General features: G+C 72.5%; 24 protein-coding genes. 16 read left to right on the forward strand and 8 right to left on the reverse strand.

What is annotated here, in order from left to right; all coding sequences use genetic code 11:
• The 3 genes from F8279_RS20600 to F8279_RS20610 form a co-directional block, all read left to right on the forward strand.
• The coding region (locus F8279_RS20600) for a GNAT family N-acetyltransferase (RefSeq protein WP_368668836.1) at positions 1 to 899 on the forward strand (899 nt) is incomplete at its 5' end.
• Complete coding sequence (locus tag F8279_RS20605) at positions 892 to 1,215, forward strand: hypothetical protein (RefSeq protein ID WP_151500790.1); 324 nt, start codon at positions 892 to 894, stop codon at positions 1,213 to 1,215. The genes F8279_RS20600 and F8279_RS20605, both read left to right, overlap by 8 nt.
• A gap of 92 nt (positions 1,216 to 1,307) precedes the next feature.
• Complete coding sequence (locus tag F8279_RS20610; protein ID WP_091414677.1) at positions 1,308 to 2,264, forward strand: zinc metalloprotease; 957 nt, start codon at positions 1,308 to 1,310, stop codon at positions 2,262 to 2,264.
• Between the two features lie 875 nt (positions 2,265 to 3,139).
• Here F8279_RS20610 and F8279_RS30900 read toward each other — a convergent pair.
• Positions 3,140 to 4,879 (reverse strand): hypothetical protein, encoded by a 1,740-nt coding sequence (locus F8279_RS30900; RefSeq protein WP_225853344.1) that lies wholly within the window; start codon positions 4,877 to 4,879, stop codon positions 3,140 to 3,142.
• A gap of 270 nt (positions 4,880 to 5,149) precedes the next feature.
• Here F8279_RS30900 and F8279_RS20620 point away from each other — a divergent pair, with 270 nt between their 5' ends.
• Together F8279_RS20620 and F8279_RS20625 are read left to right on the forward strand one after the other, a co-directional pair.
• Complete coding sequence (locus tag F8279_RS20620; protein WP_192580736.1) at positions 5,150 to 5,725, forward strand: tetratricopeptide repeat protein; 576 nt, start codon at positions 5,150 to 5,152, stop codon at positions 5,723 to 5,725.
• 7 nt (positions 5,726 to 5,732) lie between these two features.
• Complete coding sequence (locus tag F8279_RS20625) at positions 5,733 to 6,995, forward strand: glycosyltransferase (protein ID WP_151500805.1); 1,263 nt, start codon at positions 5,733 to 5,735, stop codon at positions 6,993 to 6,995.
• A gap of 30 nt (positions 6,996 to 7,025) precedes the next feature.
• On the opposite strand, the gene F8279_RS20630 is transcribed toward F8279_RS20625, so the two are convergent.
• Positions 7,026 to 8,705: a DNA repair helicase XPB gene (locus tag F8279_RS20630; protein ID WP_151500793.1), complete on the reverse strand. Its 1,680-nt coding sequence runs from the start codon at positions 8,703 to 8,705 to the stop codon at positions 7,026 to 7,028.
• 187 nt (positions 8,706 to 8,892) lie between these two features.
• On the opposite strand from F8279_RS20630, the gene F8279_RS20635 reads away from it, so the two are divergent.
• Positions 8,893 to 9,768 (forward strand): L,D-transpeptidase family protein, encoded by an 876-nt coding sequence (locus F8279_RS20635; RefSeq protein WP_151500794.1) that lies wholly within the window; start codon positions 8,893 to 8,895, stop codon positions 9,766 to 9,768.
• A gap of 135 nt (positions 9,769 to 9,903) precedes the next feature.
• Positions 9,904 to 10,140: a hypothetical protein gene (locus tag F8279_RS20640; protein WP_151500795.1), complete on the forward strand. Its 237-nt coding sequence runs from the start codon at positions 9,904 to 9,906 to the stop codon at positions 10,138 to 10,140.
• Position 10,141: 1 nt separating this feature from the next.
• On the opposite strand, the gene F8279_RS20645 is transcribed toward F8279_RS20640, so the two are convergent.
• The gene (locus F8279_RS20645; RefSeq protein WP_151500796.1) at positions 10,142 to 12,604 is read right to left on the reverse strand and encodes a helicase-associated domain-containing protein; all 2,463 of its coding nucleotides are present in this window, start codon (positions 12,602 to 12,604) and stop codon (positions 10,142 to 10,144) included.
• Positions 12,605 to 12,641: 37 nt separating this feature from the next.
• Here F8279_RS20645 and F8279_RS20650 point away from each other — a divergent pair, with 37 nt between their 5' ends.
• Together F8279_RS20650 and F8279_RS20655 are read left to right on the forward strand one after the other, a co-directional pair.
• Positions 12,642 to 13,265, forward strand: coding sequence for an HAD family hydrolase (locus tag F8279_RS20650; protein WP_091414687.1), 624 nt, complete (start codon positions 12,642 to 12,644; stop codon positions 13,263 to 13,265).
• 28 nt (positions 13,266 to 13,293) lie between these two features.
• Complete coding sequence (locus F8279_RS20655; protein ID WP_073826071.1) at positions 13,294 to 13,680, forward strand: cold-shock protein; 387 nt, start codon at positions 13,294 to 13,296, stop codon at positions 13,678 to 13,680.
• Here F8279_RS20655 and F8279_RS20660 read toward each other — a convergent pair.
• A complete protein-coding gene (locus F8279_RS20660) occupies positions 13,641 to 14,471 on the reverse strand; it encodes a 1,4-dihydroxy-6-naphthoate synthase (RefSeq protein WP_151500797.1) in 831 nt (276 codons plus the stop codon). The genes F8279_RS20655 and F8279_RS20660 overlap by 40 nt on opposite strands.
• 34 nt (positions 14,472 to 14,505) lie before the next feature.
• A complete protein-coding gene (locus F8279_RS20665; protein WP_151500798.1) occupies positions 14,506 to 15,216 on the reverse strand; it encodes a TetR/AcrR family transcriptional regulator in 711 nt (236 codons plus the stop codon).
• Between the two features lie 116 nt (positions 15,217 to 15,332).
• Between F8279_RS20665 and F8279_RS20670 the strand changes: the two genes are divergently transcribed.
• Positions 15,333 to 16,316 carry an NAD(P)-dependent alcohol dehydrogenase gene (locus F8279_RS20670; RefSeq protein WP_151500799.1) on the forward strand — a complete coding sequence of 328 codons (984 nt, stop codon included), beginning with the start codon at positions 15,333 to 15,335 and terminating at the stop codon, positions 16,314 to 16,316.
• A 57-nt stretch (positions 16,317 to 16,373) separates the two neighbouring features.
• Here the strand turns inward: F8279_RS20670 and F8279_RS20675 are convergent, their stop codons facing one another.
• Both F8279_RS20675 and F8279_RS20680 read right to left on the reverse strand, forming a co-directional pair.
• Complete coding sequence (locus F8279_RS20675; protein ID WP_151500800.1) at positions 16,374 to 17,054, reverse strand: futalosine hydrolase; 681 nt, start codon at positions 17,052 to 17,054, stop codon at positions 16,374 to 16,376.
• The gene (locus F8279_RS20680; RefSeq protein WP_151500801.1) at positions 17,051 to 18,664 is read right to left on the reverse strand and encodes an MFS transporter; all 1,614 of its coding nucleotides are present in this window, start codon (positions 18,662 to 18,664) and stop codon (positions 17,051 to 17,053) included. The genes F8279_RS20675 and F8279_RS20680 overlap by 4 nt, the downstream gene beginning before the upstream one ends.
• A gap of 87 nt (positions 18,665 to 18,751) precedes the next feature.
• Here F8279_RS20680 and F8279_RS20685 point away from each other — a divergent pair, with 87 nt between their 5' ends.
• The gene (locus F8279_RS20685; RefSeq protein ID WP_151500802.1) at positions 18,752 to 19,591 is read left to right on the forward strand and encodes a DUF3027 domain-containing protein; all 840 of its coding nucleotides are present in this window, start codon (positions 18,752 to 18,754) and stop codon (positions 19,589 to 19,591) included.
• Between the two features lie 4 nt (positions 19,592 to 19,595).
• On the opposite strand, the gene F8279_RS20690 is transcribed toward F8279_RS20685, so the two are convergent.
• Positions 19,596 to 19,859: a DUF2530 domain-containing protein gene (locus F8279_RS20690; RefSeq protein WP_091414704.1), complete on the reverse strand. Its 264-nt coding sequence runs from the start codon at positions 19,857 to 19,859 to the stop codon at positions 19,596 to 19,598.
• Positions 19,860 to 19,953: 94 nt separating this feature from the next.
• Here F8279_RS20690 and F8279_RS20695 point away from each other — a divergent pair, with 94 nt between their 5' ends.
• The 5 genes from F8279_RS20695 to thpR form a co-directional block, all read left to right on the forward strand.
• A complete protein-coding gene (locus F8279_RS20695) occupies positions 19,954 to 21,435 on the forward strand; it encodes an NCS2 family permease (protein ID WP_091414707.1) in 1,482 nt (493 codons plus the stop codon).
• 61 nt (positions 21,436 to 21,496) lie between these two features.
• On the forward strand, positions 21,497 to 21,946 hold the full coding sequence (locus F8279_RS20700) for a MarR family winged helix-turn-helix transcriptional regulator (protein ID WP_175438602.1): 450 nt from the start codon (positions 21,497 to 21,499) through the stop codon (positions 21,944 to 21,946).
• 68 nt (positions 21,947 to 22,014) lie between these two features.
• Positions 22,015 to 23,301 carry an MFS transporter gene (locus tag F8279_RS20705; RefSeq protein WP_151500803.1) on the forward strand — a complete coding sequence of 429 codons (1,287 nt, stop codon included), beginning with the start codon at positions 22,015 to 22,017 and terminating at the stop codon, positions 23,299 to 23,301.
• A 76-nt stretch (positions 23,302 to 23,377) separates the two neighbouring features.
• Entirely contained in the window at positions 23,378 to 23,887 is a 510-nt protein-coding gene (locus tag F8279_RS20710) for a hypothetical protein (protein ID WP_091414713.1), read from the forward strand.
• Between the two features lie 4 nt (positions 23,888 to 23,891).
• On the forward strand, positions 23,892 to 24,426 hold a 535-nt coding region (thpR, locus tag F8279_RS20715), incomplete at its 3' end, for an RNA 2',3'-cyclic phosphodiesterase (RefSeq protein ID WP_151500804.1).

Below are 24,426 nucleotides of genomic sequence, written 5' to 3' on the forward strand. Positions count from 1 at the left end.
GTTGGACCGTGGGGTCGGGCTCGGGGGTGGCGGGAGTGGGCGTGAGCGGGATCGACGGGCTGGTCTGGCGGGAGTTCGGCGAGGACGACCTGCCCGCGGTGACCGGGCTGGCGCAGGCGTGCCTCGCCGCTGACGGCGGGTTGCCGCTGTTCGGGCGTACCTCGTTGGCGCGGGCGCGGCTGTTGCAGACGCGTACCCACGGCGCCTGGTCGGGCGGCGACCTGGTCGCGGCCGTCGGGGTCGGCACCGGGCGGACGCCGGCCACCGCCACCGGCCTGGTGCACCCGGCGTGGCGCGGGCGCGGGCTCGGCGGCGCGCTGCTGGACTGGGCGGGGGAGCAGGCGGGCGACGCGGGCCTGCTCGTCACGACCGAGACGTGGAACGCGGGCGCGGGGGATTTGTTCACGGCGCGCGGCTACACGCGGACGTTCCTGGAGTGGGTGCTGCGGCACGACCTCGACGCGCTGCCCGAGGTCACGGCGCCGGACGGCGTGACAGCGGAACAGGCCACGCTGGGGCCGGAGCTGTTCGCCACCTACCGCGCGTCGTTCGCCGACCGGCCCGGCTTCGTGGAGCCCGCGGCCGGCGAGTGGCTGGGCGACCTGCGTGACGACGAGGACTTCCGCCCGGAGTTGACGCTGTCGGCGCACGGACCGGACGGTGAGGCGGCCGGCTTCGTCACCGTGCTCGACAACTGGATCGACCAGGTCGGCGTCGTGCCCGGGTGGCGCGGGCGACGGGTCGGGGCGTACCTCGTGGCGCGCGTGCTGCGCGGCCTCGCCGGCGCGGGCGCGGACGCCGCGTGGCTATGCGTCAACGACGACAATCCGGCGGCCGGCCTGTACCGGAGGCTCGGTTTCCGCGACTTCGGCCGCCGCGCCCGCTACCTCCATGACTGACCCGACCCGGGCGGCGATCGTGCGGGCACTCGCCGACCTGTGGGCGAACGGCTGCCCGGTGCCCGCGCCCGAGCACCAGGACCGGCTCGCCGACGTCGGCCTGCGCCGCTGGCACAGCGTCGCGCGCCGGCACCGGGGGCGGCGGCTCAGCGCGGACCAGCGCATCCAGGATCTGGTACGCGGACTGGTAGCCGCCTTCGAGCCGGACCGTGCGCTGGTCGGGCCGCTGGTACGCGACTACGAGTGCGTGGCGCGCGCCATCGCCGACGTCATGACGTCGACGGATCCGCCGGGGTCTGTTGCGGATGCCCATTGACGTGGTCTTATGGCGGGACGACGACGTCATCGACCCGCAGCTTTGACAACCCCGCGTCGGTACTCCTTTCATGCCTCTCGAAAGGTGCAACGATGCACAGGAAACCGACGATCCACCTGGCAGTGCTCGTCGCTGCCGCCGCCACCTTCCTGACCGCCGGCGGAGCCCCCGTCGCGGCCACGGCCGCACCCGTTACCGCCTCTCCCGCCGCCGAGTGCGAGCCCGGCACCGACACGCACAGCGCCGCTCGGGTACGCGAGGGCACCACCGCCAAGGAGCCGGCGCTCTACTCGACGAACGAAGCCAAGGCGTACGGCGTCGTCAAGGACTCGCCGCGCCTGGCCAACGGCAGCGTCACCGTGCCGACGATCTTCCACATGATCTCCGACCACGAGCTGAGCGCGGCCGAGAAGGCCCGCTGGAACACGCTCATCTCGGCGCAGATGACGGTGCTCAACGACTCCTTCGCGGGTCGTACCGCGGCCGACGCGTCGGACACGCCGTTCCGCTTCTCGCTCGTCGACACCACCTGGACCGTGAACAGTGCCTGGTACACGGTGGTGCCGGGCAAGAACGAGCGGGACATGAAGAAGGCGCTCTACACCGGCGACTCCCGCACCCTGAACGTCTACGCGGCGAACATCGGTGATGGCCTGCTCGGCTGGGCGTACTTCCCGAAGGGCTACAACAACGGCCGCGACTACATCGACGGCGTGGTGATGCTCGACGAGTCGATGCCGGGCGGCACGGCCGGCAAGTACGCGCTCGGTGACACGCTGACGCACGAGGTCGGGCACTGGCTGATGCTGGAGCACACGTTCGCGCACGGCTGCTCCGCGTCCGGCGACTTCGTGGCGGACACGCCGCGTGAGGCGGCGCCGCAGTTCAACTGCCCGATCGGGGCGGACACCTGCACCGCGCCGGGGCTCGACCCGATCCACAACTTCATGGACTACACGCAGGACTCCTGCATGAACATGTTCACCCCGGGCCAGGCCGACCGGATGAGCGACGCCTGGGTGGCGTTCCGCGCCGGCGGCGCCGGGTAGCCCACTGGAAGTCGGTGCCGGCGGGTCGCTCTACGGCGGCCCGCCGGCCCGTCTCGGTCAGCCCGCGCGGGTCGGCCCGACAATCCGTGCGCGAGTCAGCTGGCGAACGGCAGGGTGGCATCCAGCTCCCGCACCGACCACGCCACCACCGACCGGCACTCGCGGGCGAACTCGGTAGTGCTGGTGGTAGCCGCGCAGGGCCCTGTGCCGCTGGAAGACGTCCTTGAGTGTCCGGCCGCAGGCGGTGTGCACGCCGAGAACCATGTCGGCCGTGACCAGCCCGTCGATGAGGCTGAACCTTGGACCCCGGCGTCGGCCGCGGGCAGCTTGTCGAGAATCCGCTCCTACCGCCCGAGGTCCCCGGATTCCGAATGCGAGTCCGTAGTGGCCCGGCTTGTCCGGCAGCGGTGCGATCAGGGTCGGAGGCATACCTTCGGAGCCACCGCTCCTACCTCGGCGTTTCTCGCCGGGCGAGCGTCAGCCGGTCGTACGGGATCGGACGGTCGTGCGCGCACGGGCGCCGCGCGTTCCGCCAAGTCGATCCGCCCGGGGAAGGCCGGGCACGGTGCCGGCCGGGCGCGGGTAGCCGGCGCAGCCGCGCATGCTGCCCTCACGGATCGCGCGGGCGCCGGAGCGGCCGTGGTCGGCGTACCGCCTTCGGTCCGGCGGTCAGTTCTGGCGGCTCAAGGGGTCTGAGGAAGTCGAGGACCCGCTGGGTGAGCAGGGCGGCAGGCGCCGGTTCGTACGTCGGCAAGGCGGAGTCGGCGAACAGGTGCTGACAGCCGAGATATAGGGACAATTCGGCTCGGTCGGTCGACTCGGCCAGGGCGCGGCGCGTCCAGGCCACCCCCGTCGACGAAGAACGGGTCCGGGGGTCATGCGGTGGTCTGACACAGCGTGCGGAGGCGATGCCCAGGGGAGGGACCTCTCTTGGATGCCTCATGCGTATTTGGGCGTAAAACTACTTTTGCCCAGTATCGACTGCGGCCGCCGATATTGTGACTTTTGCGCGCCCTGGGCAGGATCGCGATGCGCCGACCCGTTCCGGTGGAGGGGACATGAGGGAAAAAACGGAACGTAAGCCGCTGGCGAGTCTCAGGCACGTCAAGGCCGCGTCGGGCTTCAGCTCCGTGATGATCATTGCCGGGATGACCACCGGCGTGACCCCCGCTCAGGCGGCCGAGGTGGTCCACGACGCCCGCGCCGAGCGCAGCTACCAGGGCACGCCCGGGCCGGCCGGGCAGGCGCGCGTGTGGCAGCCCGGCGCAACCCTCGTGCGAGACGGCGGCCCCGACGGATGGTCCGATCCGCAGGGTTGGCAGTGGCAGGACCAGGAGCCGGGTCGGCGCCGCCATGATGGCAGCAAGGTGGGTCCGCAGGGTCCGCAGGGCGCCCAGGGCGAGCGCGGGCGGCGTGGCCCACGTGGATTCCAGGGTGCTGCCGGCCCGCAGGGTTTTCAGGGTGAGCAGGGTCCGCAGGGTGTGGCCGGCTCGACCGGTGCGCAGGGTGCGCAGGGTGCGCAGGGTGCGCAGGGTGCGCAGGGTGCGCAGGGTTTTCAGGGTGAGCAGGGTGTGACTGGCGCACCCGGTCCGCAGGGCGAGCAGGGTCCGCAGGGTGTGGCCGGCTCGCCCGGTGCGCAGGGTCCGCAGGGTTTTCAGGGTGAGCAGGGTCCACAGGGTGCGACCGGCGCGCCTGGCCCGCAGGGCGAGCAGGGTCCGCAGGGTGTGGCCGGCTCGCCCGGTGCGCAGGGTCCGCAGGGTTTTCAGGGTGAGCAGGGTCCACAGGGTGCGACCGGCGCGCCTGGCCCGCAGGGCGAGCAGGGTCCGCAGGGTGTGGCCGGCTCGCCCGGTGCGCAGGGTCCGCAGGGTTTTCAGGGTGAGCAGGGTCCACAGGGTGCGACCGGCGCGCCTGGCCCGCAGGGCGAGCAGGGTCCGCAGGGTGTGGCCGGCTCGCCCGGTGCGCAGGGTCCGCAGGGTTTTCAGGGTGAGCAGGGTCCACAGGGTGCGACCGGCGCGCCTGGCCCGCAGGGCGAGCAGGGTCCGCAGGGTGTGGCCGGCTCGCCCGGTGCGCAGGGTCCGCAGGGTTTCCAGGGTGAGCAGGGTCCACAGGGTGCGACCGGCGCGCCTGGCCCGCAGGGCGAGCAGGGTCCGCAGGGTGTGGCCGGCTCGCCCGGTGCGCAGGGTCCGCAGGGTTTCCAGGGTGAGCAGGGTGCGACCGGCGCGCCTGGCCCGCAGGGCGAGCAGGGTCCGCAGGGTGTGGCCGGCTCGCCCGGTGCGCAGGGTTCGCCGGGTGCGCAGGGTCCGCAGGGTCCGCAGGGTGTGACGGGCGCGCAGGGTCCGCAGGGTTTCCAGGGTGAGCAGGGTGCGACCGGCGCGCCTGGCCCGCAGGGCGAGCAGGGTCCGCAGGGTGTGGCCGGCTCGCCCGGTGCGCAGGGTGCGCAGGGTCCGCAGGGTCCGCAGGGTGTGACCGGCGCACAGGGTCCGCAGGGCTCGTCCGGTCCGCAGGGTCCGCAGGGTTTCCAGGGTGAGCAAGGGCCACAGGGTGTGACCGGCGCGCAGGGCCCGAGCGGCCCGCAGGGTCCACAGGGTGCCCAGGGTGTCCTGGCGGGCGTTCATGTCGTCTCTTCTGATGAGCCTGCGACCGGCTTCCAAAGCGTCAGCTGCCCCGCCGGCGAAGTGGCGACGGGCGGCGGCTACATCACCAACGGGACCGTGAACGTGGATGCCCCGCTCGTAGACGGAGATACGCCGGTCGGATGGCAGGCCAACTTCTTGGGGACAGAGCCCGGCCTCGTCTACGTCATCTGCGCGCCCGCCGCACCGTGATCGGCGAAGCACACATCCAGAATGATCGGCAGGAAGAGGAAGACAGTGAGAATGCGACAGGTGTTCGGCGCACTTGCCTGCGGCTCCGTACTACTGGCTGGGGTGGGTGCGTGCAGTGACGACAAGACACCCGCAACGAAGGGATCCGGCGGGACCGTCGCTCCAGGGGCCGCACAGGGGGACCCGAAGGTCCTGCTCCAGGAAGGTATCGAGCAGGGTCAGGCCGGCAAGTCCGACGAGGCGAAGGCAACCTTCGAGAAGGTGGTCGCGCTTCAGGGGGACAACAAGTTCGCCTGGTTCAACCTCGGCTACCTCGCCCAGTCCCGTGACGCAACCGACGAAGCGGTGGCGGCCTACGACAAGGCGCTGCAGATCGACGGCTCCTACCGGCCCGCCCTCTACAACAAGGCGATCCTGTTGGAGGAGGCGGAGCCGGACGAGGCGGTCGCGCTGTACCGCAAGATCGTCGGTGCCGACGAGGGCGCTTCCACGGCGTACCTGCGGCTGGGGTTGATGCTCGTCAAGCAGAACGACCGGACGGGTGCCCGGAAGGCGTTCGCGTCGGCGATCGATGCAGATCCGAAGCTGGCATCGGCGGTCCCCGAGGACTTCCGCCCGCAGAAGGCAAAGAGGTGATCGCGTGGTGAAGGCGCCACACGTCACGGTTTTCACGGGTAGCAACCGGACCCGCTTCCTGGACGATTGTTTGCAGTCTCTGCTGGCGCAGACGTACGCGGACTGGGAATGGGTGGTCATTCTCAACCAGGGCACCCGGTGGCGCCCCGAGGCGAACGATCCACGGATCCGCCTCCTGGTGCGGGACGGGCTGTCCGGTGTCGGTGCGGTGAAGCGACAGGCCTGCGCCGAGGCGTACGGGGACATCCTCGTCGAACTCGACGACGACGACCTGCTCAGCAGCGACTGTCTGGCGGAGGTCGTGGCCGCCTTCGACGCGAACCCCGGGGTGGGCTTCGTCTACAGCGACACGGCCCAGATCTGCGAGGACGGCGGCCGGGACGACTCGCGGTTCGCCGCCGCGCACGGGTGGCGCTACCGCGACGAGCGGGTCGACGGGCGTGAGGTGTTGGCCTGCTACTCGCTGGAGCCGACGCCGCACAACGTCAGCTACATCTGGTACGCCCCGAACCACGTCCGGGCGTTCCGACGGGATCTGTACGAGAAGGTGGGCGGCTACAACGAGGAACTCGACGTGGCCGACGACCTCGACCTGATGTGTCGGCTGTACCAGGCGGCCGAGTTCCACCAGATCCCCAAGTGCCTTTACCTGCAACGGATGCACACCCGCAACACCCAGCGCGACCCTGAGGTCAACGCGCGCATCCAGCGGCGGTCCGTGGAGATTTACGACCGCAACATCCAGTTCAACGCGTTGGCCTGGGCGAAACGGCTGGACCTGCTGGCCCTGGACATGGGAGCGGCACACAACAAGCCGGAGGGGTTCCTCGGGCTGGATCGCCGCGCCGGAGACGGCGTGGACATCGTCTGTGACGTCACGAAGGGGATCGACCTGCCGGACAACAGCGTCGGGGTGATCCGGGCGGTCGACTTCCTCGAGCACGTCCCGGACAAGATCGGGATCTTCAACGAGTTGTACCGGGTCCTCGCCCCGAACGGGTTGCTGCTGTCCCTGACGCCCAGTTCGGACGGACGGGGCGCGTACCAGGACCCGACGCACGTCGCGTTCTACAACGAGAACTCGTTCTGGTATTTCACCAACGACCAGTACGCACGCTTCGTGCCGGAGATCCGCTGCCGATTCCAGGTGTCTCGCCTGGGCACGTACTTCCCGAGCGATTTCCACCAGGCGAACAACATCCCGTACGTCGTCGCAAACCTGATCGCGGTGAAGGACCAGACCCGAAACGGAGGTCTGTTGACGATCTGAGCGGACCAGCCGAACGGGCGCGACAAGATCTCAGTCGACGGTCGGCAACTTCGGGCCGAGGACGTCGTCGGCGTCGACAATCGTGTACGCATACCCCTGCTCGGCCAGGAACCGCTGCCGGTGCGCCGCGTACTCGGTGTCAATGGTGTCCCGGGAGACCACCGTGTAGAAGTGCGCCTGCCGGCCGTCCGCCTTCGGGCGCAGCACCCGGCCCAGCCGTTGCGCCTCCTCCTGCCGGGAGCCGAACGTGCCGGACACCTGGATCGCAACCGCCGCCTCCGGCAGGTCGATGGAGAAGTTCCCGACCTTGGAGATCACCAGGGTCCGCACCTCGCCGGAGCGGAACGCGTCGAACAGCCGCTCACGTTCCTTATTCGTGGTGGAGCCCTGCACGATCGGCGCGTCCAGGTATTCGCCGAGCTGGTGCAACTGGTCGAGGAACCCGCCGATGACGAGGACCTGCTCGGACGGGTGCCGGTCCACCAGAGCCCGCACCACAGGCAGTTTGGTGCGGGCGGTGGCCGCCATCCGGTAGCGCTCCTCGGCCTCCGCCGTCGCGTACGCCAGCCGCTCGGCGTCGGTGAGCGTGACCCGTACCTCGGTGCACTCCGCCGGGGCGATCCAGCCCTGCTGCTCGATGTCCTTCCACGGCGCGTCGTACCGCTTCGGGCCGATCAGGCTGAACACGTCGCCCTCCCGGCCGTCCTCGCGTACCAGAGTCGCGGTGAGGCCGAGCCGGCGGCGGGCCTGGAGGTCCGCCGTGAAGCGGAAGATCGGCGCGGGCAGCAGGTGCACCTCGTCGTAGACGACCAGGCCCCAGTCACGGGCGCCGAACAGGTCCAGGTGGGTGAACGCGCCGCCGCGCCGCGCGGTGAGCACCTGGTACGTGGCGATGGTGACCGGGCGGATCTCCTTGCGCTCGCCCGAGTACTCGCCGATCTCCTCCTCGGTCAGCGACGTGCGGGCGATCAACTCCCGCTTCCACTGCCGTCCCGCCACCGTGTTGGTGACCAGGATCAGCGTGGTCGCCTTCGCCTCGGCCATCGCCGCCGCCCCGACGAGCGTCTTGCCGGCGCCGCAGGGCAGGACCACCACGCCGGACCCGCCGGCCCAGAACGCCTCCACGGCCTCCCGCTGGTACGACCGCAGCGTCCACGGCTTTCCGCCGTCCTTGCCGGACTCGGCCAGCTCGATCGGGTGCGCCTCGCCGTCCACGTACCCGGCGAGGTCCTCGGCCGGCCAGCCCAGCTTGAGCAGCGCCTGCTTGAGCCGTCCCCGCTCGGACGGGTGCACCGCGACGGTGTCGTCGTCGAGCTTCGCGCCGAGCATGCCGGCGAGCTTCTTGCTCTTCGCCACCTCGATCAGCACCACCCGGTCCAGCGCGCGCAGCACCAGGCCGTGCACCGGGTCGTTGGCGAGCTGGAGCCGGCCGTACCGGTCCATCGTCTCGGCCACGTCGACGAGCAGGCCGTGCGGCACCGGGTAGCGCGAATACTTGATCAGCGAGTCGACGACGCCCTCGGCGTCGTGGCCGGCGGCCCGGGCGTTCCACAGGCCCAGCGGCGTGAGCCGGTAGGTGTGCACGTGCTCGGGGGAGCGTTCCAGCTCGGCGAACGGCGCGATCGCCATCCGGCATGCCTGCGCGTCGGGGTGATCCACCTCCAGCAGCAGCGTCTTGTCCGACTGCACGATCAGTGGTCCACCGCTCACGCCAGCGTCCTCTCGCATCGCCCGGAACCCCGCCGCCCGGTACCCCGTCGCCACCCCGGCTGACCTGCCGCAGGCCGACCATCCAGTGTTGCACGCCGGAGGGTGCCGCAAAAAAGTCTCGCTGGACAGGCAACGTCATACTCGTCCCACACGTCTAGCAAGCGGGACAACTGTCCAGGGAGGGCCCATGCAGCGTGTCCGGATTCTCGCCCGGGCCACCGCCCTGGCAGTGGTCGTGCTGGTCGGTGTCGGCGCCTGCGCGCTCGATCCGCAGGCGGACGGCGCCGGGGGGAGCACCCCCGGCCCGGTCGGGCTGACGGAGGGAGCATCGGGGGCGAGCGCGTCGCCAACGCCGGAACAGCCGGTCACGTCCCCGTCGGCGCAGCCGAGCCGGACGGCCTCGCCGAAACCCTCCCGGTCGCCCGAAGCGACGAAGACGACGAAGCCCAAGCCGAAGCCCAGCGCGTCCGCCGGGTGCCCGCAGGGGGAGCACCAGCGGGCCGTGGAGACCTACCTGACCCGGCTGGGCGGCTTCGGGACGCTGACAGTGGACGGCGAGCAGTCCGCCGCCGACTGCGCCGCGATCAAGAAGTTCCAGATCCGGTACGGGATCAGCCCGTCCTCCGGCCGTGCCGGCCCCACCACCTACGACGTGGCGAAGCGGCTCGCCGGCACCGACACCGCGCGGTGCAAGGCCGGTTCCCGGCTCACCTTCTGCGTCGACCTGACCCGGCAGACGGTCTGGGCGATGCGCGGCGGCACCGTGGTGATGGGCCCGACAGTCACCCGTACGGGCATGTCCGGCTACGCCACCCCGGCCGGCACGTACTCGGTGGGCCGGAAGAACCCGCGCGAGTGGTCCAACCCGTACGAGGTGTGGCTGCCGTACTGGCAGCAGTTCAACGGCGGGATCGGCTTCCACGAGACCACCACCTACCTGCACAACGGCGCGATCGGCTCGCACGGCTGCGTCAACCTGCTGCACCGCGACGCGGTGCGCCTGTGGGAGCTGGGCTCGGTCGGCACCCGCGTGGTCGTGATCGGCCGCCGCCCCGGCACCTGAACCGGCCGGCACGGCAGCCGAGCCCGCCCCTACCCGTGACCGGACCGCCCGGATCAGGGTTTTAACCCCTGTCCGCGCGCTCCGGTTGGTGCAACCCTGGAAGCCGGGTCCATGCCGGGACGGGGAGGGACTGTCATGACCGTTGACCAGGACGTGCTTCCCGCGGACGAGCGGACGCGGCAGCAGGAGGTGCCCACGGCGGTCCTGCTCGCCTACGCGGCCGCCGCAGCGGGGGTGTTCGGCTGGTTCCTGTTCGGGCTGCTGGTGCAGCAGCAGGGCTTCGTCGACTCGGTGGGCGAGTCGGCCGGTGCCGCGTTCGCGTTGCTGCTGGCCGTGTCGGTGATCAGCACGCTGCGGCGCAACGGGGAGTAGCTCACTCCTCCAGCACGGCGGCCGTGATCCGGTGCAGCGCGAACGTGTGCAGCATCTCCGTCCGGTCGTCCTCGGCGCGCAGGTAGCCGGCGCCGATGGACACCGGGCGGACCAGCCGGGACGCGGTCGCCCCGTGCGCGTCGACGTAGCCCACCCAGACCAGCGCCTTGTCCCGTACCGCCTGCTGGAGCACCGCCAGCGCGTCGCCGTGCCCGGACACAGGCGTGGGCCCACCCGCCGCCGGGGCGCCGCGGACCACCGCCGGGGCCCGCCGTGCCGCACGGGCCGCCGCCTCGCCCCGGCGGATCTGCTCCACCACGCCGAGCAGGCGGGGCATCGGCAGCTTCGGCGTGGCGAGCGGATCCACCGCACGGCCGATCGCGGTACGGGTCGGCGCCCGCCGGGTCTTCGTCCGCGCCAGCACCATCGCTCCGCTGGCGTCCTCGGGCACCGGGGCGTACCCGGCGTCGCGCAACGCGGTCAGCATCCGGTTGACCTGGTACGGCGTGACGAGCACCGTGGGCGCGAGCCGGCGGAACGCCAGCGGCTCCAGTCGCCGGTCCGCCTGCACCTCGCTGAGCAGCGCCTCGTCGTCGCTGCGCACGTACGCGCCGGCCGCCCCGACGCGCAGCCCGCCGTGCTTGCGGGCCACGTCGTCGACCAGATAGGTCAGGCCCTGCGGCACCGCGGTACGCGACCGGCGGCGGAACAGCGCGTGCAGGTCGTCCGCGGTGTACCCGGCGTCGAGCGCCCGCCGGATGCTCGCCGTGGTGACCCGGTGCACGCTGGCTCCGCCCGCCGACTCGTGTTCGGCCACCACGTCCAGCTCGCCGGCGAGCGCCGGGTCGGGCGGTCCGGGCACCACCACTGTCAGGTCGGCCTGCACCAGCACGTGGTCGACCGGCGCGGGCAGCAGCCCGTCCAGCGCCCGTACGGTCGTCGACGCGTCGCCCGACTCGGCGTCGGAGCGCAGCCCGAGCGGGTCGTCACCGCGCTCGTCGGCCTCGGTCAGCTCGGCGAGCAGCAGCCGCCCGTACGAGGTGAGCGCGCCGAGCCCGGTCACGCCCAGCGTGGCGGCCTCGGCCAGCACCTCCCGGTGCGCCGTCTCCCGCCCCCGGGCCCGCCGGGGAGCGCGCCAGTCCAGCAGCTCCAGCACCTCGTCGGTGGTCGGTGCGGTACCGGGTGGCAGGTCGGCCAGCACGGCCAGCACCGCGCGCCGGGCGGCCGGCGCGCCGGCCCGTTCCGCCTCGGCGGAGAGCACCGAGATGGGCCGGTCCCGGTCGTCGCGCTGCCCGATCAGGCCGGCCTGGCGGGGCATCGACATCCAGGCGCGGGCGAGCTGCTCCCAGCGCTGGGCCAGCGACGCCGCGCGCCACACTTCGTACCCGCCGGTGGGCAGGATCTGCTGGTCGCCGCCGTACCGGGTGGTGGCCGCGCCGCTCAGCTCCATCTCCCCGGTCAGCCCGGCCGCGTACGCCACCTCGAACAGCAGTGCGGTGGCCGGCTCGTCCAGCCCTAGGCCACGGGCGAGCCGGCGCAGGTCGCGGACGCCGACGCCACCGGAACGCAGCACCGGCGCCGGCTCCGCGGTCAGCGCCTCCAGCATCGCCTCGGTGTGCCGGACCACCTCCATGGTCTGCCCGGCCCCGGCCGAGTCGACGGACTTGACCTCGCGGGGCGGGCCGGAGACCACCGGCGGGCTGGTGCGCAGCGGGCCGAGCGGGCCGGAGTCGCGGCGCAGCACGAGGCCCACCTCGCGGGGCAGTTCGACTGTGCCGTTGCGGCCGCCCGACATTCGCACCAGCAGCCGGTGCTCGACGAGCCAGCGGATCGGGGAGCCGGTCGGCGCGCCGCCGTTTACGAGGTCGGGCGGGAGCACGTCCTCGGCGCCGGTGGCGGGGGCCTCCAGCGCACCGGGGGCCACGGTCCCGACCGGTGGCCCGGCGGCGAGCCGGTCCAGGACCGCGCGGGCCGAGGGCGGCGCGGACAGCAGCGTCCGTCGCAGCTTCGCCGGGTCCGCGCAGAGCGCCGCCGCGCGCGGGTCCAGCTCGGCCGCCGGTCGGCCCAGCCCTGCCGGGTACGGGGACACCTCGTCGATGCCGCCGGCCACGCACAGGTCGTGCTCGGGGCCGTACAGCAGGAACCGGGCCCGGAGCCGGTCGACGGCGGCGCGGACCGCCGTCGGTGCGGGCGGCTGCGGCCCGGCGGTGGCCATGGCCAGGATCTGGTCGGTGGAGGTGGCGCCCTCGGGGCCCCGGGTGAGCCGGGCGGCGTCGAGGATCTGGAGGGTGAACTGGTCCAGCCCGTCGAGCGCCCGGGCCACGGAGACCCGGGACTGGGCGCGCAGGGCGAGGGCGGACACGTCGGCCGGCACCGGCACGACGAGGTCCGGCCGCAGCTGGAGCAGGGCGGCAAGCGACTCGTCGGGGAGGGCCCGCAGGTGGTCGGCGAGTGAGGTGGTCATCGTCGTACCACGCTAGCCCGCTGGGTAGGTTCTCGGCATGCCTCCGCTGATGGTCGGCTTCGACCTCGACATGACCCTGGTCGACTCCCGCCCCGGGATCGCCGCCGCGTTCCGGGCGCTGACCGCGCGCACGGGCGTGCACGTGGACGGGGAACTGGCCGTCTCGCGGCTGGGCCCGCCGCTGCGTACCGAGCTGGCGCACTGGTTCCCGCCGGAGCGGGTGGAGGAGGCGGTGACGCTCTACCGGGAGCTGTATCCGGCATACGCGATCACCCCGACCGTGCCGATGCCGGGTGCGGAGGCCGCGCTGCGCGGGGTGCAGGCGCGCGGCGGCCGGACGATGGTGGTGACGGCGAAGATGGGCCGGCTGGCGAAGCTGCACCTGGACCACCTCGGGCTGCCCGTGGACGAGCTGGCCGGGGACGTGTTCGCCGAGCAGAAGGCGGTCGCGTTGCGGGAGCACGGCGCGACGCTGTACGTGGGCGACCACGTGGCCGACATGGCCGCCGCGCGGGCCGCGGGAATCCCGGGCGTGGCAGTGGCGACCGGCCCCTGCTCGGCCGCCGAACTGACCGAGGCCGGGGCGTACCTGGTGCTTGATGATCTCGTCGAATTCCCGAGGGCGCTGGACCGGATCATCGGGCTAGCCTTGGAGGGGTAGACGGTTCGAGTGGAGCGGGGTTCAACAGGTGCCGACGGGTCGAGTGAAGTGGTACGACGCCGCCAAGGGGTACGGGTTCGTCACCAGTGACGAGGGTGGCGACGTGTTCCTGCCGAAGGGCGCGCTACCGGCGGGTGTCGCCGACCTGAAGGGTGGCCAGCGGGTCGATTTCAGCGTGGTGGACAGCCGGCGGGGCGCCCAGGCGATGGGGGTCAAGCTGCTGGAGGCCCCGCCGTCGGTGGCGGAGCTGCGCCGCCGGCCGGCGGAGGAACTTCACGGCCTGGTGGAAGACATGATCAAGGTGCTGGAGGCGAAGGTGCAGCCGGACCTGCGCCGGGGTCGCTTCCCGGACCGCAAGGCTGCCCAGAAGATCGCTCAGCTGGTCCACGCGGTGGCGCGCGAGCTGGAGGTCTGAGGCACGAGCCCGGCGTCGGCGGCCCGGCCCAGCAGCGCCTCCACGGCGGCGAAGCCGGCCTCTCCCAGGTCGGCGGTGAACTCGTTGACGTAGAGGCCGATGTGCCGGTCCACCACGTCGGGCTCCATCTCCTGCGCGTGCGCGAGGACGTACTCGCGGCTGGCCTCCGGGTCGGCCCACGCCTGGCGTACCGACTCGCGGATCCACGCGGCGGCCTCGACCGGGTCGAGAGTGCCCCGGCGGGCCAGGATCGCGCCGAGCGGGATCGGTAGCCCGGTGTCGCCCTCCCACCACTCGCCCAGGTCGACCAGAGCGGTCAGCCCGTGCCGCGGGTAGGTGAAGCGCGCCTCGTGGATGACGAGGCCCGCGTCGTACCGGCCGGCGGCCACGCCCGGTATGATCTCGTGGAACGGCACCACCTCGATGCGCGCCGGGGCCTGGTCGGCCGCCCAGAGGCGGAACAGCAGGTACGCGGTGGTCCGCTCGCCGGGCACCGCCACCGTCGCGCCGGACAGGTCGGTCCGGTCACCCCGGGTCAGCACCAGCGGGCCGCAGCCGCGGCCCAGCGCGCCGCCGCAGGGCAGCAGGTGGTAGTCGTCGAGCAGCCAGGGCAGCGCGGCGTAGCTGACCTTCACCAGGTCGAACGCGCCCCGCTCGGCGGCGGTGTTCGTGACGTCGACGTCCGCGTAGGTCACCTCCACCGGCGGCGCACCCGGCACCCGGCCGTGCACCAGGGCGTCGAAGACGAACGTGTCGTTGGGGCAGGGGGAGATCGCCAGGGAGAGCGCCACGGTCCCACCGTAACCCCGGCGCCCGGCCCGCCCGTCACGGCGTCCGGTGTGACGTCCAGCCGTCCCGGTGCAGCCGTTCGATGCCGTCCAGCAGCAGGTCCAGCGCGAACTCGAACTCGAACTGGTCGTCGCAGCCCGGCCCGACGACGGAGTCGCCGTCGTGGGACGCCGCCGTGGCGATGGCCGCGAGGTTGGGGAAGCGGGCGGCCATCTCCGGCGGCAGATCGGCCGGCGCCTCGGGCACCGTCGCGCCGGACCGGCCGGCCTGCCGGGAGGCGTCGAACAGTTCCTGGCTGAAGCCCAGCACCCGGCTGCCCAGCGCGTGCATGACGTGGTGGGCCAGGTCGGTGGAGAACCCGCCCGCCCGCAACGCGCCGACAGTCGAGTCGAGGTAGGCGAGCACGGCCGGTGTGGCCATGGCCCGGGACTCGATCGCCAGCGAGGCCCAGGGGTGGCGGAGCAGCATCCGCCGCGCCGACAGGACGCGGCGGCGGATCGCCTGCTTCCAGTCGCCGGTGGCCGGCGGGTCGATCTCCGCGACGACGATGTCGATCATGCCGTCGAGCAGTTCGTCCTTGTTGGTGACGTGTTTGTACAGGGCCATCGGCACGACGCCCAGATCCTGCGCGAGGTTGCGCATGCTGAGCGACTCGATCCCGGTCCGGTCGGCGAGCGCGACGGCGGCACGCAGGACGCGATCCCTGGTCAGGGGTGCCCGGCGCACCGTCTCCACCTGCTCAGCCATGTCGTCCCCAGTCCTCCCGGTGGCCGTTGACACAGTAACCGCCTTGACTGGTGTACGCCGTACACCTAGCCTGGTTCCATCAGGGTGTACGCCGTACACCTGGGAGGGAGTGGGACATGAAGGCGATCGTCCAGGACCGGTACGGCCCCCCGGAGACACTCACGCTCGCCGACGTCGAGACGCCCGCGCCCGGCCCCGGTGACGTCCTCGTCCGGGTCGAGGCCGCCGCGTTGAACGCGTACGACTGGCACGTCATGCGCGGCGACCCCCGGCTGTCGCGGCTGGCGCTCGGCCTCGGGCGGCCCCGGGCCCGCGTCCGTGGCCGCGACTTCGCCGGCCGGGTCCAGGCCGTCGGCGCCCAGGTGCGGCAGGTACGCCCCGGCGACGCCGTCTTCGGCGACCTGGGCGAGGCCGACGGCGCGTTCGCCGAGTACGTGCGCGTACCCGAGCACCTGGTCGCGCCGCGTCCCGCGAACCTGACGCCGGCGCAGGCGGCGGCCCTGCCGCTGGCAGGCGTCACCGCGCTCCAGGGGCTGCGCGACGCCGGGCAGGTCCGGCCCGGTCACCGCGTCCTGATCAACGGGGCCTCCGGCGGTGTCGGCACGCTCGCCGTCCAGCTGGCGAAGGCGCTCGGCGCGACGGTGACCGGCGTGTGCAGCACCCGCAACGTCGCGCTGGTCCGCTCGCTCGGCGCGGACCACGTGGTCGACTACACCCGCGACGACTTCACCGGCGCGGGAGACCGCCACGACGTGGTGTTCGACCTGGTCGGCAACCGCTCCCTGACCGCGCTGCGGCGCGCGCTCACGCCGGCCGGGACGCTCGTGCTCTCCGGCGGCGGCGTCTACCGCGGCGGCAGCCTGCTCGGCCCCATCGGGCTGCTGGCGCGGGGACGGCTGCTGGCGCCGTTCGTCCGGCAGCGCGTCGTCGTCCTCGCCACGTCACCCGGCCGGGCGCACCTCGACGCGCTGCGCGAGCACGCCGAGGCCGGCCGCCTCACGGCGGTCGTCGACCGCACCTACGCGCTGCACGAGGTGCCCGAGGCCGTCCGCTACCTCGAAGCCGAGCACGCGCGAGCCAAGGTCGTCATCACGGTCTGAGGCCGTCCGTCCCCAGCCCGACGAGTTGTCCACAGGCTTGTCCACAGGTGGACAAGATCAGTGGAGGGCGGCAGCGGCGGCGGTGAGCGCGGCGAACGCCTCGCGCATGCGCCACGCGCTCCGGTCGCGCGGACCGATCGGGTTGGAGACGGTCCGCAGCTCGGCGAAGGGCACACCGGCCTGGGCGGCAGCGACCGCCACGCCGTACCCCTCCATGGCCTCGGCCACCGCGTCCGGGTGCCGTTCGGCGAGCGCCGCGGTGCTGGCGGCGGTGCCGGTCACCGTGCTGACGGTGAGCACCGTGCCGACCGTGGCCCCCGGCAGCGCGGCGCGCAGACGGGCCAGCAGGCCCGGATCGGCGGGCACGGTCCGGCCGCCGCCCAGCAGCTCGGGAGGCATGCCCAGGTCCTCGACCGGGATGAAACCGCCCGGCGACTCGGCGCCGAGGTCGGCGGCGACGCTGCGGTCGGCGAGCACCGTGCCGCCCACCGCGACCCGGCCGGCGAACCCACCGGCGATGCCGGCGCTGACCACCGCCCGGTACGGCCGCCCGGCCGCCTCGGCCAGCGCCAGCAGCCGTGCCGTGGCGGCCCCGGCGACGGCCGGGCCGACCCCGACCGGCAGCACCGTCACATCCGGCGGAGTCACGCGCGATGTCGTCCGGTCCGGTGCGGCGAGCCCGGCACGGATCGCCTCGGCCTCGGCCGGCACGGCCGTGACCACGAGCAAGCCGCTCACGCCACCGGCCCCCGGGGATCGCGCCGCTCGGTGTCCTCCACGGCGCCGGGACCGCCCACCGAGGAGGACGGCCGGTAGATGTGGAAGCCGGGCGGCGCCAGCCCGTCGTCGTCCGGCGGGCCGGCGCGTTGGGGCGCCGGTGACGTGGGCGCCGGATCGTCGAACGAGGTGGCGGCCGGTTCCTCGGCCCGGGTGGCCTGCTCCGCCGCCAGCTCCTCGTCGCCGAGCGGCCGGCCGGCCAGGTGCTCACCGCGCAGCTTGCCGGCGACCAGCACTCCGCGTACGGCCACCAGCGCGGCCACCGCGGCGGCGACCGTCACGCCGATCAGCCCGGTGAACGGCACCAGCCCGAGCCCGCCCCCGGCCACGAACGCCAGCATCAGTGCGGTCTCCGAGTGCGCGAACGAGCTGGCGCGCAGCCGCTCCGGGATGCGTTCCTGGATCGAGGCGTCCACCGTCAGCTTGGCGATCCCGCTCATCATCGCGGCCACCAGGCAGAGCAGCGCCACCATCGGCAGCGAGAACTTCAGCGCGGCGAGCACCGCCACACCGGCCACCACTATCGTGCCGCTGGACTGGAGCGCCGTCGGCCGGTGGATGCGCAGACGGGTGCCGATCGCGGTGGCCAGGAACGTGCCGACCGCCAGCGCGCCGCCGACCAGGCCCAGCGCGCCCTGGGCGCCGAGATCCCGGCCGAAGAAGTCGGTGGTCAGGTCACCGGCCTTGATCGCGAAGGCCAGGAACAGCAGCAGGAAGCCGTAGAGCCCGCGCAGCGCCGCGGCGCCGATCAGCGTGGCGATCACCAGCCGGCCGCTGGGGCGGCCCCGGCCCAGCGGGCGCTCGCCGTCGCGGCGGCGCAGTGCGCGCAACGGGTGCGGCATCCGCTCCGGCGGCTCGGAGTCGGCCTTCGGCGGCAGCCGGAGCGAGATCACCATGCCGATCAGGAAGATCACCGAGGCGACCCGCAGCGGCCACTGCGGCCCGAACCAGAACGCGGCCAGCCCGATCGGCGCGACGAGCGCACCGGCCACCGTGCCGTAGACGCTCGCGCGCGCCCCGACCTGGGACAGCCCCAGCCCTTCCGGGAGCAGCCGGGGGACCGCCGCCGAGCGGGCCACCCCGTACGCCCGGGAGAGCGCGAGCACGCCGAACGCCGCCGGGTAGAGCCCGAAGCCGCCGATGTAGTCGGAGATCAGCCAGGCCAGGAACGCCCGGCCCAGCATGGTGGTGGCCAGCGCGTACCGCCGGCCGTGGCGGAAGTGGTCGAGCAGCGGGCCGACCACCGGGGCGAGCATGGCGAACGGGACCATGGTCACCAGCAGGTAGAGGGCGACCTTGTTGCGCGCCTCGCCCAGCGGCACGTCGAAGAAGATCGTCCCGGCCAGGCCGATCGCGATGAGGGTGTCACCGGCGCAGGAGACGGCGTGCAGGTCGAACAGGCGGACCATGCCCACCTCGTTGCCGGCACTGCGGGCCCGGGCGGTGCCGGCCCGCCGGGTCATCCAGCGCCCGCCGTGCAGCGAGCCCCGCAGCAGCAGCCGGGTGGCGCGGATGCCGGTGCCGACGGTCCGCCCGAGGAAGGAGCGGCCGGAGCGGGAGGACAGCGCCATGCGTCCCATCCTCGCCCATCCGCTCGGCGTGTGCCGCATCACCCGGAGACAATGACTCCGGGGAGTGCCTGTCGCCCGTGGACGGGCATGGGGAACAATGGTCGGGTGACCAGGCCCGCCTCCGCCCGCGCTCCCCGGCTCGACCAGGTCTGCGCCGCCGCCGTCGAGGTGGCCCGCGACGCGATCACCGAGGTGGAGCCGACCGACATCGGCGATCATCTCCAGGCGGTCGCCGAGGGCGACCGGGTCGTCACCCACTACTTCGAATGCCGGATGGCCGGTTACCGCGGCTGGCGCTGGGCCGTCACGGTGACCCGGGTGCCGCGCAGCCGGCACGTCACCATCTGCGAGACGGTGCTGCTGCCCGGCCCGGACGCGCTGCTCGCTCCGGGCTGGCTGCCCTGGCAGGAGCGGCTCAAGCCGGGCGACCTGGGCCCGGGCGACCTGCTGCCCACCCCGGCCGACGACGAGCGGCTCGCCCCCGGCTACCTGCTCTCCGACGACCCGGCCGTGGAGGAGACCGCCTGGGAGCTGGGCCTGGGCCGGGCCCGGGTGCTGTCCCGGGAGGGCCGCGCCGAGGCCGCCCAGCGCTGGTACGACGGCGACCACGGCCCGGACGCCGCGATCTCGGTCGCCGCGCCGGCCGCCGCCCGCTGCGGCACCTGCGGTTTCTACCTGCCGCTCGCCGGTTCGCTGCGCCTGGCGTTCGGCGCCTGCGGCAACTTCTACGCCCCGGACGACGGCCGGGTGGTGAGCGCCGACCACGGGTGCGGCGCGCACTCGGAGACGATGATCGAAGCGGCCGAGACGTCCGTCGACGAGCTGCCCACGGTGTACGACGACAGCGCGGTCGAGGCGATGACCGTCAGCCGGGCACCGGGCTCGGTGGCGACGGCCGAGCCGGCGGAGCCGTACGGCCACCCCTGACGGGTCAGGGCTGTCGCTGTGCGGCGGCCGCGCGGCGGCGACGCCGGTTGGCGTCGTGCCGCATCATCGTCGCCAGGCCGGGGAAGCCCCACAGGAAACCGGCCAGGCAGGTCCAGAGCCAGTTCTGACGCCCGGATTCGGTGAGCCAGTCCCGGAAGAAGGCCAGTAGCACCAGGCCGGCCACCGCCCAGGCGATCAGCCCGGCGACGGCGAACGGCACCATCGGCGGGTCGAGCGGCTCCGGCCGCGGCTGTTGCTCCTGTGACACGGGCCCAGCGTACGTGATCGTTCTTCCCTGTCTGCCAGGTGATCTGGGACGATGCGCGCGACAAAACCCGGCCGATGACCTAGATGAGGACCCGATGTCCATTGCTCCGCCGCCGGATCACGGCACGCCGCCCGATCCCGCGCATCCACGTAACGCCTTCGACCGCTTCTTCCTGATCTCGGAGCGTGGGTCCACGCTGAGCCGGGAGCTGCGAGGCGGTTTCGCCACGTTCTTCACGATGGCGTACATCGTGGTGTTGAACCCGCTGATCCTGGGCAGCGGGAAGGACGGCGACGGCCGTTCGCTGGCCATTCCGGCGCTCGCCGCGGCGACCGCGCTCGTCGCCGGCCTGATGACCATCCTGATGGGCGTGGTGGCCCGGTTCCCGATCGCGCTCGCGGCCGGCCTGGGCGTGAACGCGCTCGTCGCATACGAGATCGCGCCGCAGATGACCTGGGCGGACGCGATGGGCCTGGTGGTCATCGAGGGTGTGCTGATCGGCATCCTCGTGCTCACCGGACTGCGTACCGCTGTGTTCCGCTCGGTGCCGACGCAGCTCAAGACCGCGATCGGCGTCGGTATCGGTCTGTTCCTGACGATCATCGGCCTGGTCGACGCCGGTTTCGTCCGGCGCGTGCCGGACGCGGCGAACTCCACGGTGCCGGTCGGGCTGGGCATCAACGGCAAGATCGTCAGCTGGCCGATGCTCGTCTTCGTGGTCGGCCTGCTGATCACGCTGGTCCTGGTGGTACGCCGGGTCCGGGGCGCGATCCTGATCGGCATCCTGGCCTCCACCGTGCTGGCCATCGTGGTCGAGGCGATCGCCAACGTCGGCCCGTCCTTCGTCGACGGCAAGCCGAACCCGAAGGGCTGGGCGCTGAACGTGCCCGAGCTGCCCAAACAGATCGTGGACCTGCCCGACCTGTCGTTGCTGGGCCAGTTCAACGTGCTCAACTCGTGGAGCCGGGTCGGCTGGCTGGTGCCGCTGATGTTCATCTTCACGCTGCTGATCACGGACTTCTTCGACACCATGGGCACGATGGTCGCGATCGGCCAGGAGGGGGACATGCTCGACGAGACGGGCACCCCGCCGAAGGCCAAGGAGATCCTGCTCGTCGACTCGATCGCCGCCGCCGCGGGTGGCGCCGCCTCGGTGTCCAGCAACACGTCGTACATCGAGAGCGCCGCAGGTGTCGCGGAGGGCGCCCGGACCGGGGTGGCCAACCTGGTCACCGGCGCGTTGTTCCTGCTCGCCATGTTCCTGGCGCCGCTGTCGCTGATCGTGCCGTTCGAGGCCGCCTCGACGGCGCTGGTGGTGGTCGGCTTCCTGATGATGACGGCGGTCCGCACGATCGACTGGACCGACTACGAGATCGCCATCCCGGCGTTCCTCACCATCGCGCTCATGCCGTTCACCTACTCGATCTCCAACGGCATCGGGGCCGGCGTGATCAGCTTCGTGCTGCTGAAGGTGGCGAAGGGTAAGGCCCGCGAGGTCCACCCGCTCCTGTACGGGGTCGCCGTGCTGTTCATCGTGTACTTCCTGCGCGGGCCGGTCGAGTCCGTGTTGCTCTGACGCTGGTGAGCCTGGTCATAACGCATGTCGTTAGCCAGGCTCATTAGTTAAGCTAACGAGTGTGACGGAGCGGACGGTGACGGCGAAACGCGTGCCACCGGCGCAGCTGGCCCCTCAGCTGCGAAATGCGATCACCCGGCTCAACCGGCGGGTCCGACAGGCCCGGCCGGTCGGCGACCTCACGGTCACCCAGCTGTCGGCGCTCACCAGCCTCAATCTGGCGGGCGCCCTCACGCCGCGGGAACTGGCTGATGTCGAACGGGTGCAGCCGCCCACGATGACGAAGATCGTCTCGAAGTTGGAGGAGCGCGGCCTCGTGCAGCGTACCCCCCACCCGACCGACGGACGGCAGGTCATCCTGGCGGCGACCGAAGGGGGAAGGGCCGTGCTCGAACAGTTCGATCAGGCCCGTGACGAGTGGCTGGCCACCCGGCTGGCCGCGCTGACCGAGGACGAACGCGAAACGCTACGGCGGGCCGCGGACATCCTCCAGGGCATCGCTCGCGCCTGACACCGCCGCCCGCGGTTCGCTTCGTCAGCTGTGGATGAAGCGTACCGACGCAAGGAGGCGCACCTAGAGTGCAGGCCAAGCTGAGCACGATGTTCCAGTCCCTACGAGTCCGAAACTATCGACTCTTCGCCACCGGACAGCTGATCAAACTGATCGGCGTCTGGATGATGTTCATCGCCCAGGACTGGCTCGTCCTCGAGCTCAGCGACAACTCCGCGACCGCGCTCGGCGTGGTCACCGCGTTGCAGTTCACGCCCGTACTCCTGCTCACGCTGCTGTCCGGCCGGCTCGCCGACCGCTACGACAAGCGGATGCTGCTCTTCGTCGCGAACGCGTTCTGGACCGTGCTCGCGCTGGGCATGAGCGTCCTGGTCCTCACCGGCCTGGTGCAGCTCTGGCACGTCTTCACGTTCGCCGCCCTGCTCGGCGTCGCCAACGCGGTCGAGACGCCGGTCCGCCAGGCGTTCGTCTCCGAGCTGGTCGGCATGCCGCTGCTGCCGAACGCGCTCTCGCTCAACGCAGCCGTGTTCAACTCCGCCCGGATCGTCGGCCCCGCCGTCGCCGGTCTGGCCATCGCCGTCGTCGACGTCGGCCCGGTCTTCCTGGTCACCGCGCTCAGCTCGATCGCCCCGCTGGTCAACGTGGTCCGGATGCGTACCGACGAGTTGCACCGCAAGGACCTGCCGCCGGTCGGCGAGCGGGACCAGGCCCGGGTCGTCGACGGCCTCCGGTACGTGGCACGCCGCCCCGACATCCTGCTGCCGATGGTCCTCATGTCGGTGATCGGGATGAGCCTGTTCAACTTCCAGCTCACCCTCGCCGCGCTCGCGAAGACCGTGTTCAACACCGGCGCCGCCTCGTTCGGCCTGTTCAGCACCGCCCTCGCGGCCGGCGCGCTGGTCGGGGCGCTGGCCGGCACCGGACGGCGCAGCCGGCCCTCGGTCTGGCTCGTGCTCGGCGCCGCGATCGGCTGCGCGGTCTTCGGCACGCTCGTCGGGCTCGCCCCGGCGTACTGGCTGGTCGTGACGCTGCTGCTGCCCGCCGGGTTCTTCATGATCTACTTCGCCCAGGCCGCCAACCAGCGCGTACAGCTCGGTGTCGACGCGTCCTTCCGGGGACGGGTGATGGCGCTGTGGGTGCTGGTGTTCCTGGGCACCAACCCGGTCGGCGCGCCGCTGATCGGCTGGGTCGCCGAGACGTACGGCGCGGGCGCGAGCATCTGGGCCGGCGGTCTGATCTCGCTCACCGCCGCGCTGCTGGCGCTCACCTGGCAGCTGCGCCGCTCCGGCGCCCGGCTGCGCATGCGGGTGCTGCCCATGCCCCGCTTCTACGTGGTGTCGCCCGGAGCCAAGTAGCCCCACATAGCCGGTCGTACCGGCCCGATTACCCAAACGGGTGGCGGGCCGGTGCGGCAGGGCTTAGCGTCGATGTGTGGAAGTGGGGCAGGGACTGCTGCTGGCTCTGGCGATCCTCGCCGTCTGCTGCCTGCCTGCCCTGTTCGCGATGCTGTTCTGCGCCGACGAGATCATCGATCGGGTCGCCTGCGGATGGGCCGAGTGGCGGGAGCAGCGCCGGGAACGCCGTACCATCGCGCGGCTCGACCGGGCCATCGAGGCCGAGGCGCTGACTCGCGACATCGACCTCACCGAGTTCGACAAGGACGGCCGCCGTCCGCTCGAACAACTCGCCACCGACCTGCGCCGGCTCGGCGGTCACCGGCTCGCCGCCGCCGATCGCAGCGTGGTGTGGCACGGCGCCGTCATCGAGGCGTACGACGAACGGCTGCGCGCCGCCTGCCACGCGCTCGGCATCGCCGAGCACCTGGCCGAGCTGGACGGCGTCGACCGGGAGATCGAGCGGGTACGCGTCGAAGGGCTGCTGCACGCCGCCGGGCTGACCCTGCCGGCCGCCCGCGCCGCGCACCACCAGCGGCACCGCTGACCGGGTGCGTCTCTTCGCGGCGATCTACCCGCCTGCCGTGGCGGTCGCGGACCTGACCGCCCGGATCAAGGGCCTGCGGGTCGCGTCCGCCCGCCACGCCCGGCTCGCCGACCCGGCGAATCTGCACCTCACGCTCGCCTTCCTCGGTGAGGTGCCGGACGTCCGGCTGCCCGATGTGGAGTCGGCGCTCGCCTCGGCCGCCCGGTCGGCTCGCTCCCCGCGGCTACGCCTCGCCGGTGGCGGCAGTTTCGGTCAGGGCCGGTCCACTGTGCTCTGGGTGGACGTGCGCGGCGAGGTCGAGGCGCTCGACGCGCTCGCCCGCTCGATCCGCGGCGGGCTGCGCGGAGCCGGGCTGCCCTGCGACGACAAGCCGTTCCGGCCACACCTGACCATCGCCCGCCCCGGCGACCGGGTGCCCGAGGCAGACCTGCGCGCCGACCTGGCGACCCTGGACGAATACGCCGGTCCGGAGTGGCCCGCCGACCGCCTCACCCTGGTCCACAGCCATCCCGGCCCGCCCCCGAGCCACACCCGAGTCA

This window comes from Micromonospora sp. AMSO1212t, assembly GCF_008868145.1.
In the GTDB taxonomy this organism is placed as follows: Bacteria; Actinomycetota; Actinomycetes; order Mycobacteriales; family Micromonosporaceae; genus Micromonospora; species Micromonospora tulbaghiae.

Bases quoted from the DNA above. Each gene is read 5' to 3' on its own strand.
- F8279_RS20670 (WP_151500799.1), top strand. From the start codon at position 15,333: ATGAAGGCGATCGTCCAGGACCGGTACGGCCCCCCGGAGACACTCACG.
- F8279_RS20685 (WP_151500802.1), top strand. From the start codon at position 18,752: ATGGGGAACAATGGTCGGGTGACCAGGCCCGCCTCCGCCCGCGCTCCC.
- F8279_RS30900 (WP_225853344.1), bottom strand. From the start codon at position 4,879: ATGAACGCCCGCCAGGACACCCTGGGCACCCTGTGGACCCTGCGGGCC.
- F8279_RS20650 (WP_091414687.1), top strand. From the start codon at position 12,642: ATGCCTCCGCTGATGGTCGGCTTCGACCTCGACATGACCCTGGTCGAC.
- F8279_RS20645 (WP_151500796.1), bottom strand. From the start codon at position 12,604: ATGACCACCTCACTCGCCGACCACCTGCGGGCCCTCCCCGACGAGTCG.
- F8279_RS20610 (WP_091414677.1), top strand. From the start codon at position 1,308: ATGCACAGGAAACCGACGATCCACCTGGCAGTGCTCGTCGCTGCCGCC.
- F8279_RS20640 (WP_151500795.1), top strand. From the start codon at position 9,904: ATGACCGTTGACCAGGACGTGCTTCCCGCGGACGAGCGGACGCGGCAG.
- F8279_RS20605 (WP_151500790.1), top strand. From the start codon at position 892: ATGACTGACCCGACCCGGGCGGCGATCGTGCGGGCACTCGCCGACCTG.
- F8279_RS20665 (WP_151500798.1), bottom strand. From the start codon at position 15,216: ATGGCTGAGCAGGTGGAGACGGTGCGCCGGGCACCCCTGACCAGGGAT.
- F8279_RS20680 (WP_151500801.1), bottom strand. From the start codon at position 18,664: ATGGCGCTGTCCTCCCGCTCCGGCCGCTCCTTCCTCGGGCGGACCGTC.
- F8279_RS20635 (WP_151500794.1), top strand. From the start codon at position 8,893: ATGCAGCGTGTCCGGATTCTCGCCCGGGCCACCGCCCTGGCAGTGGTC.
- F8279_RS20695 (WP_091414707.1), top strand. From the start codon at position 19,954: ATGTCCATTGCTCCGCCGCCGGATCACGGCACGCCGCCCGATCCCGCG.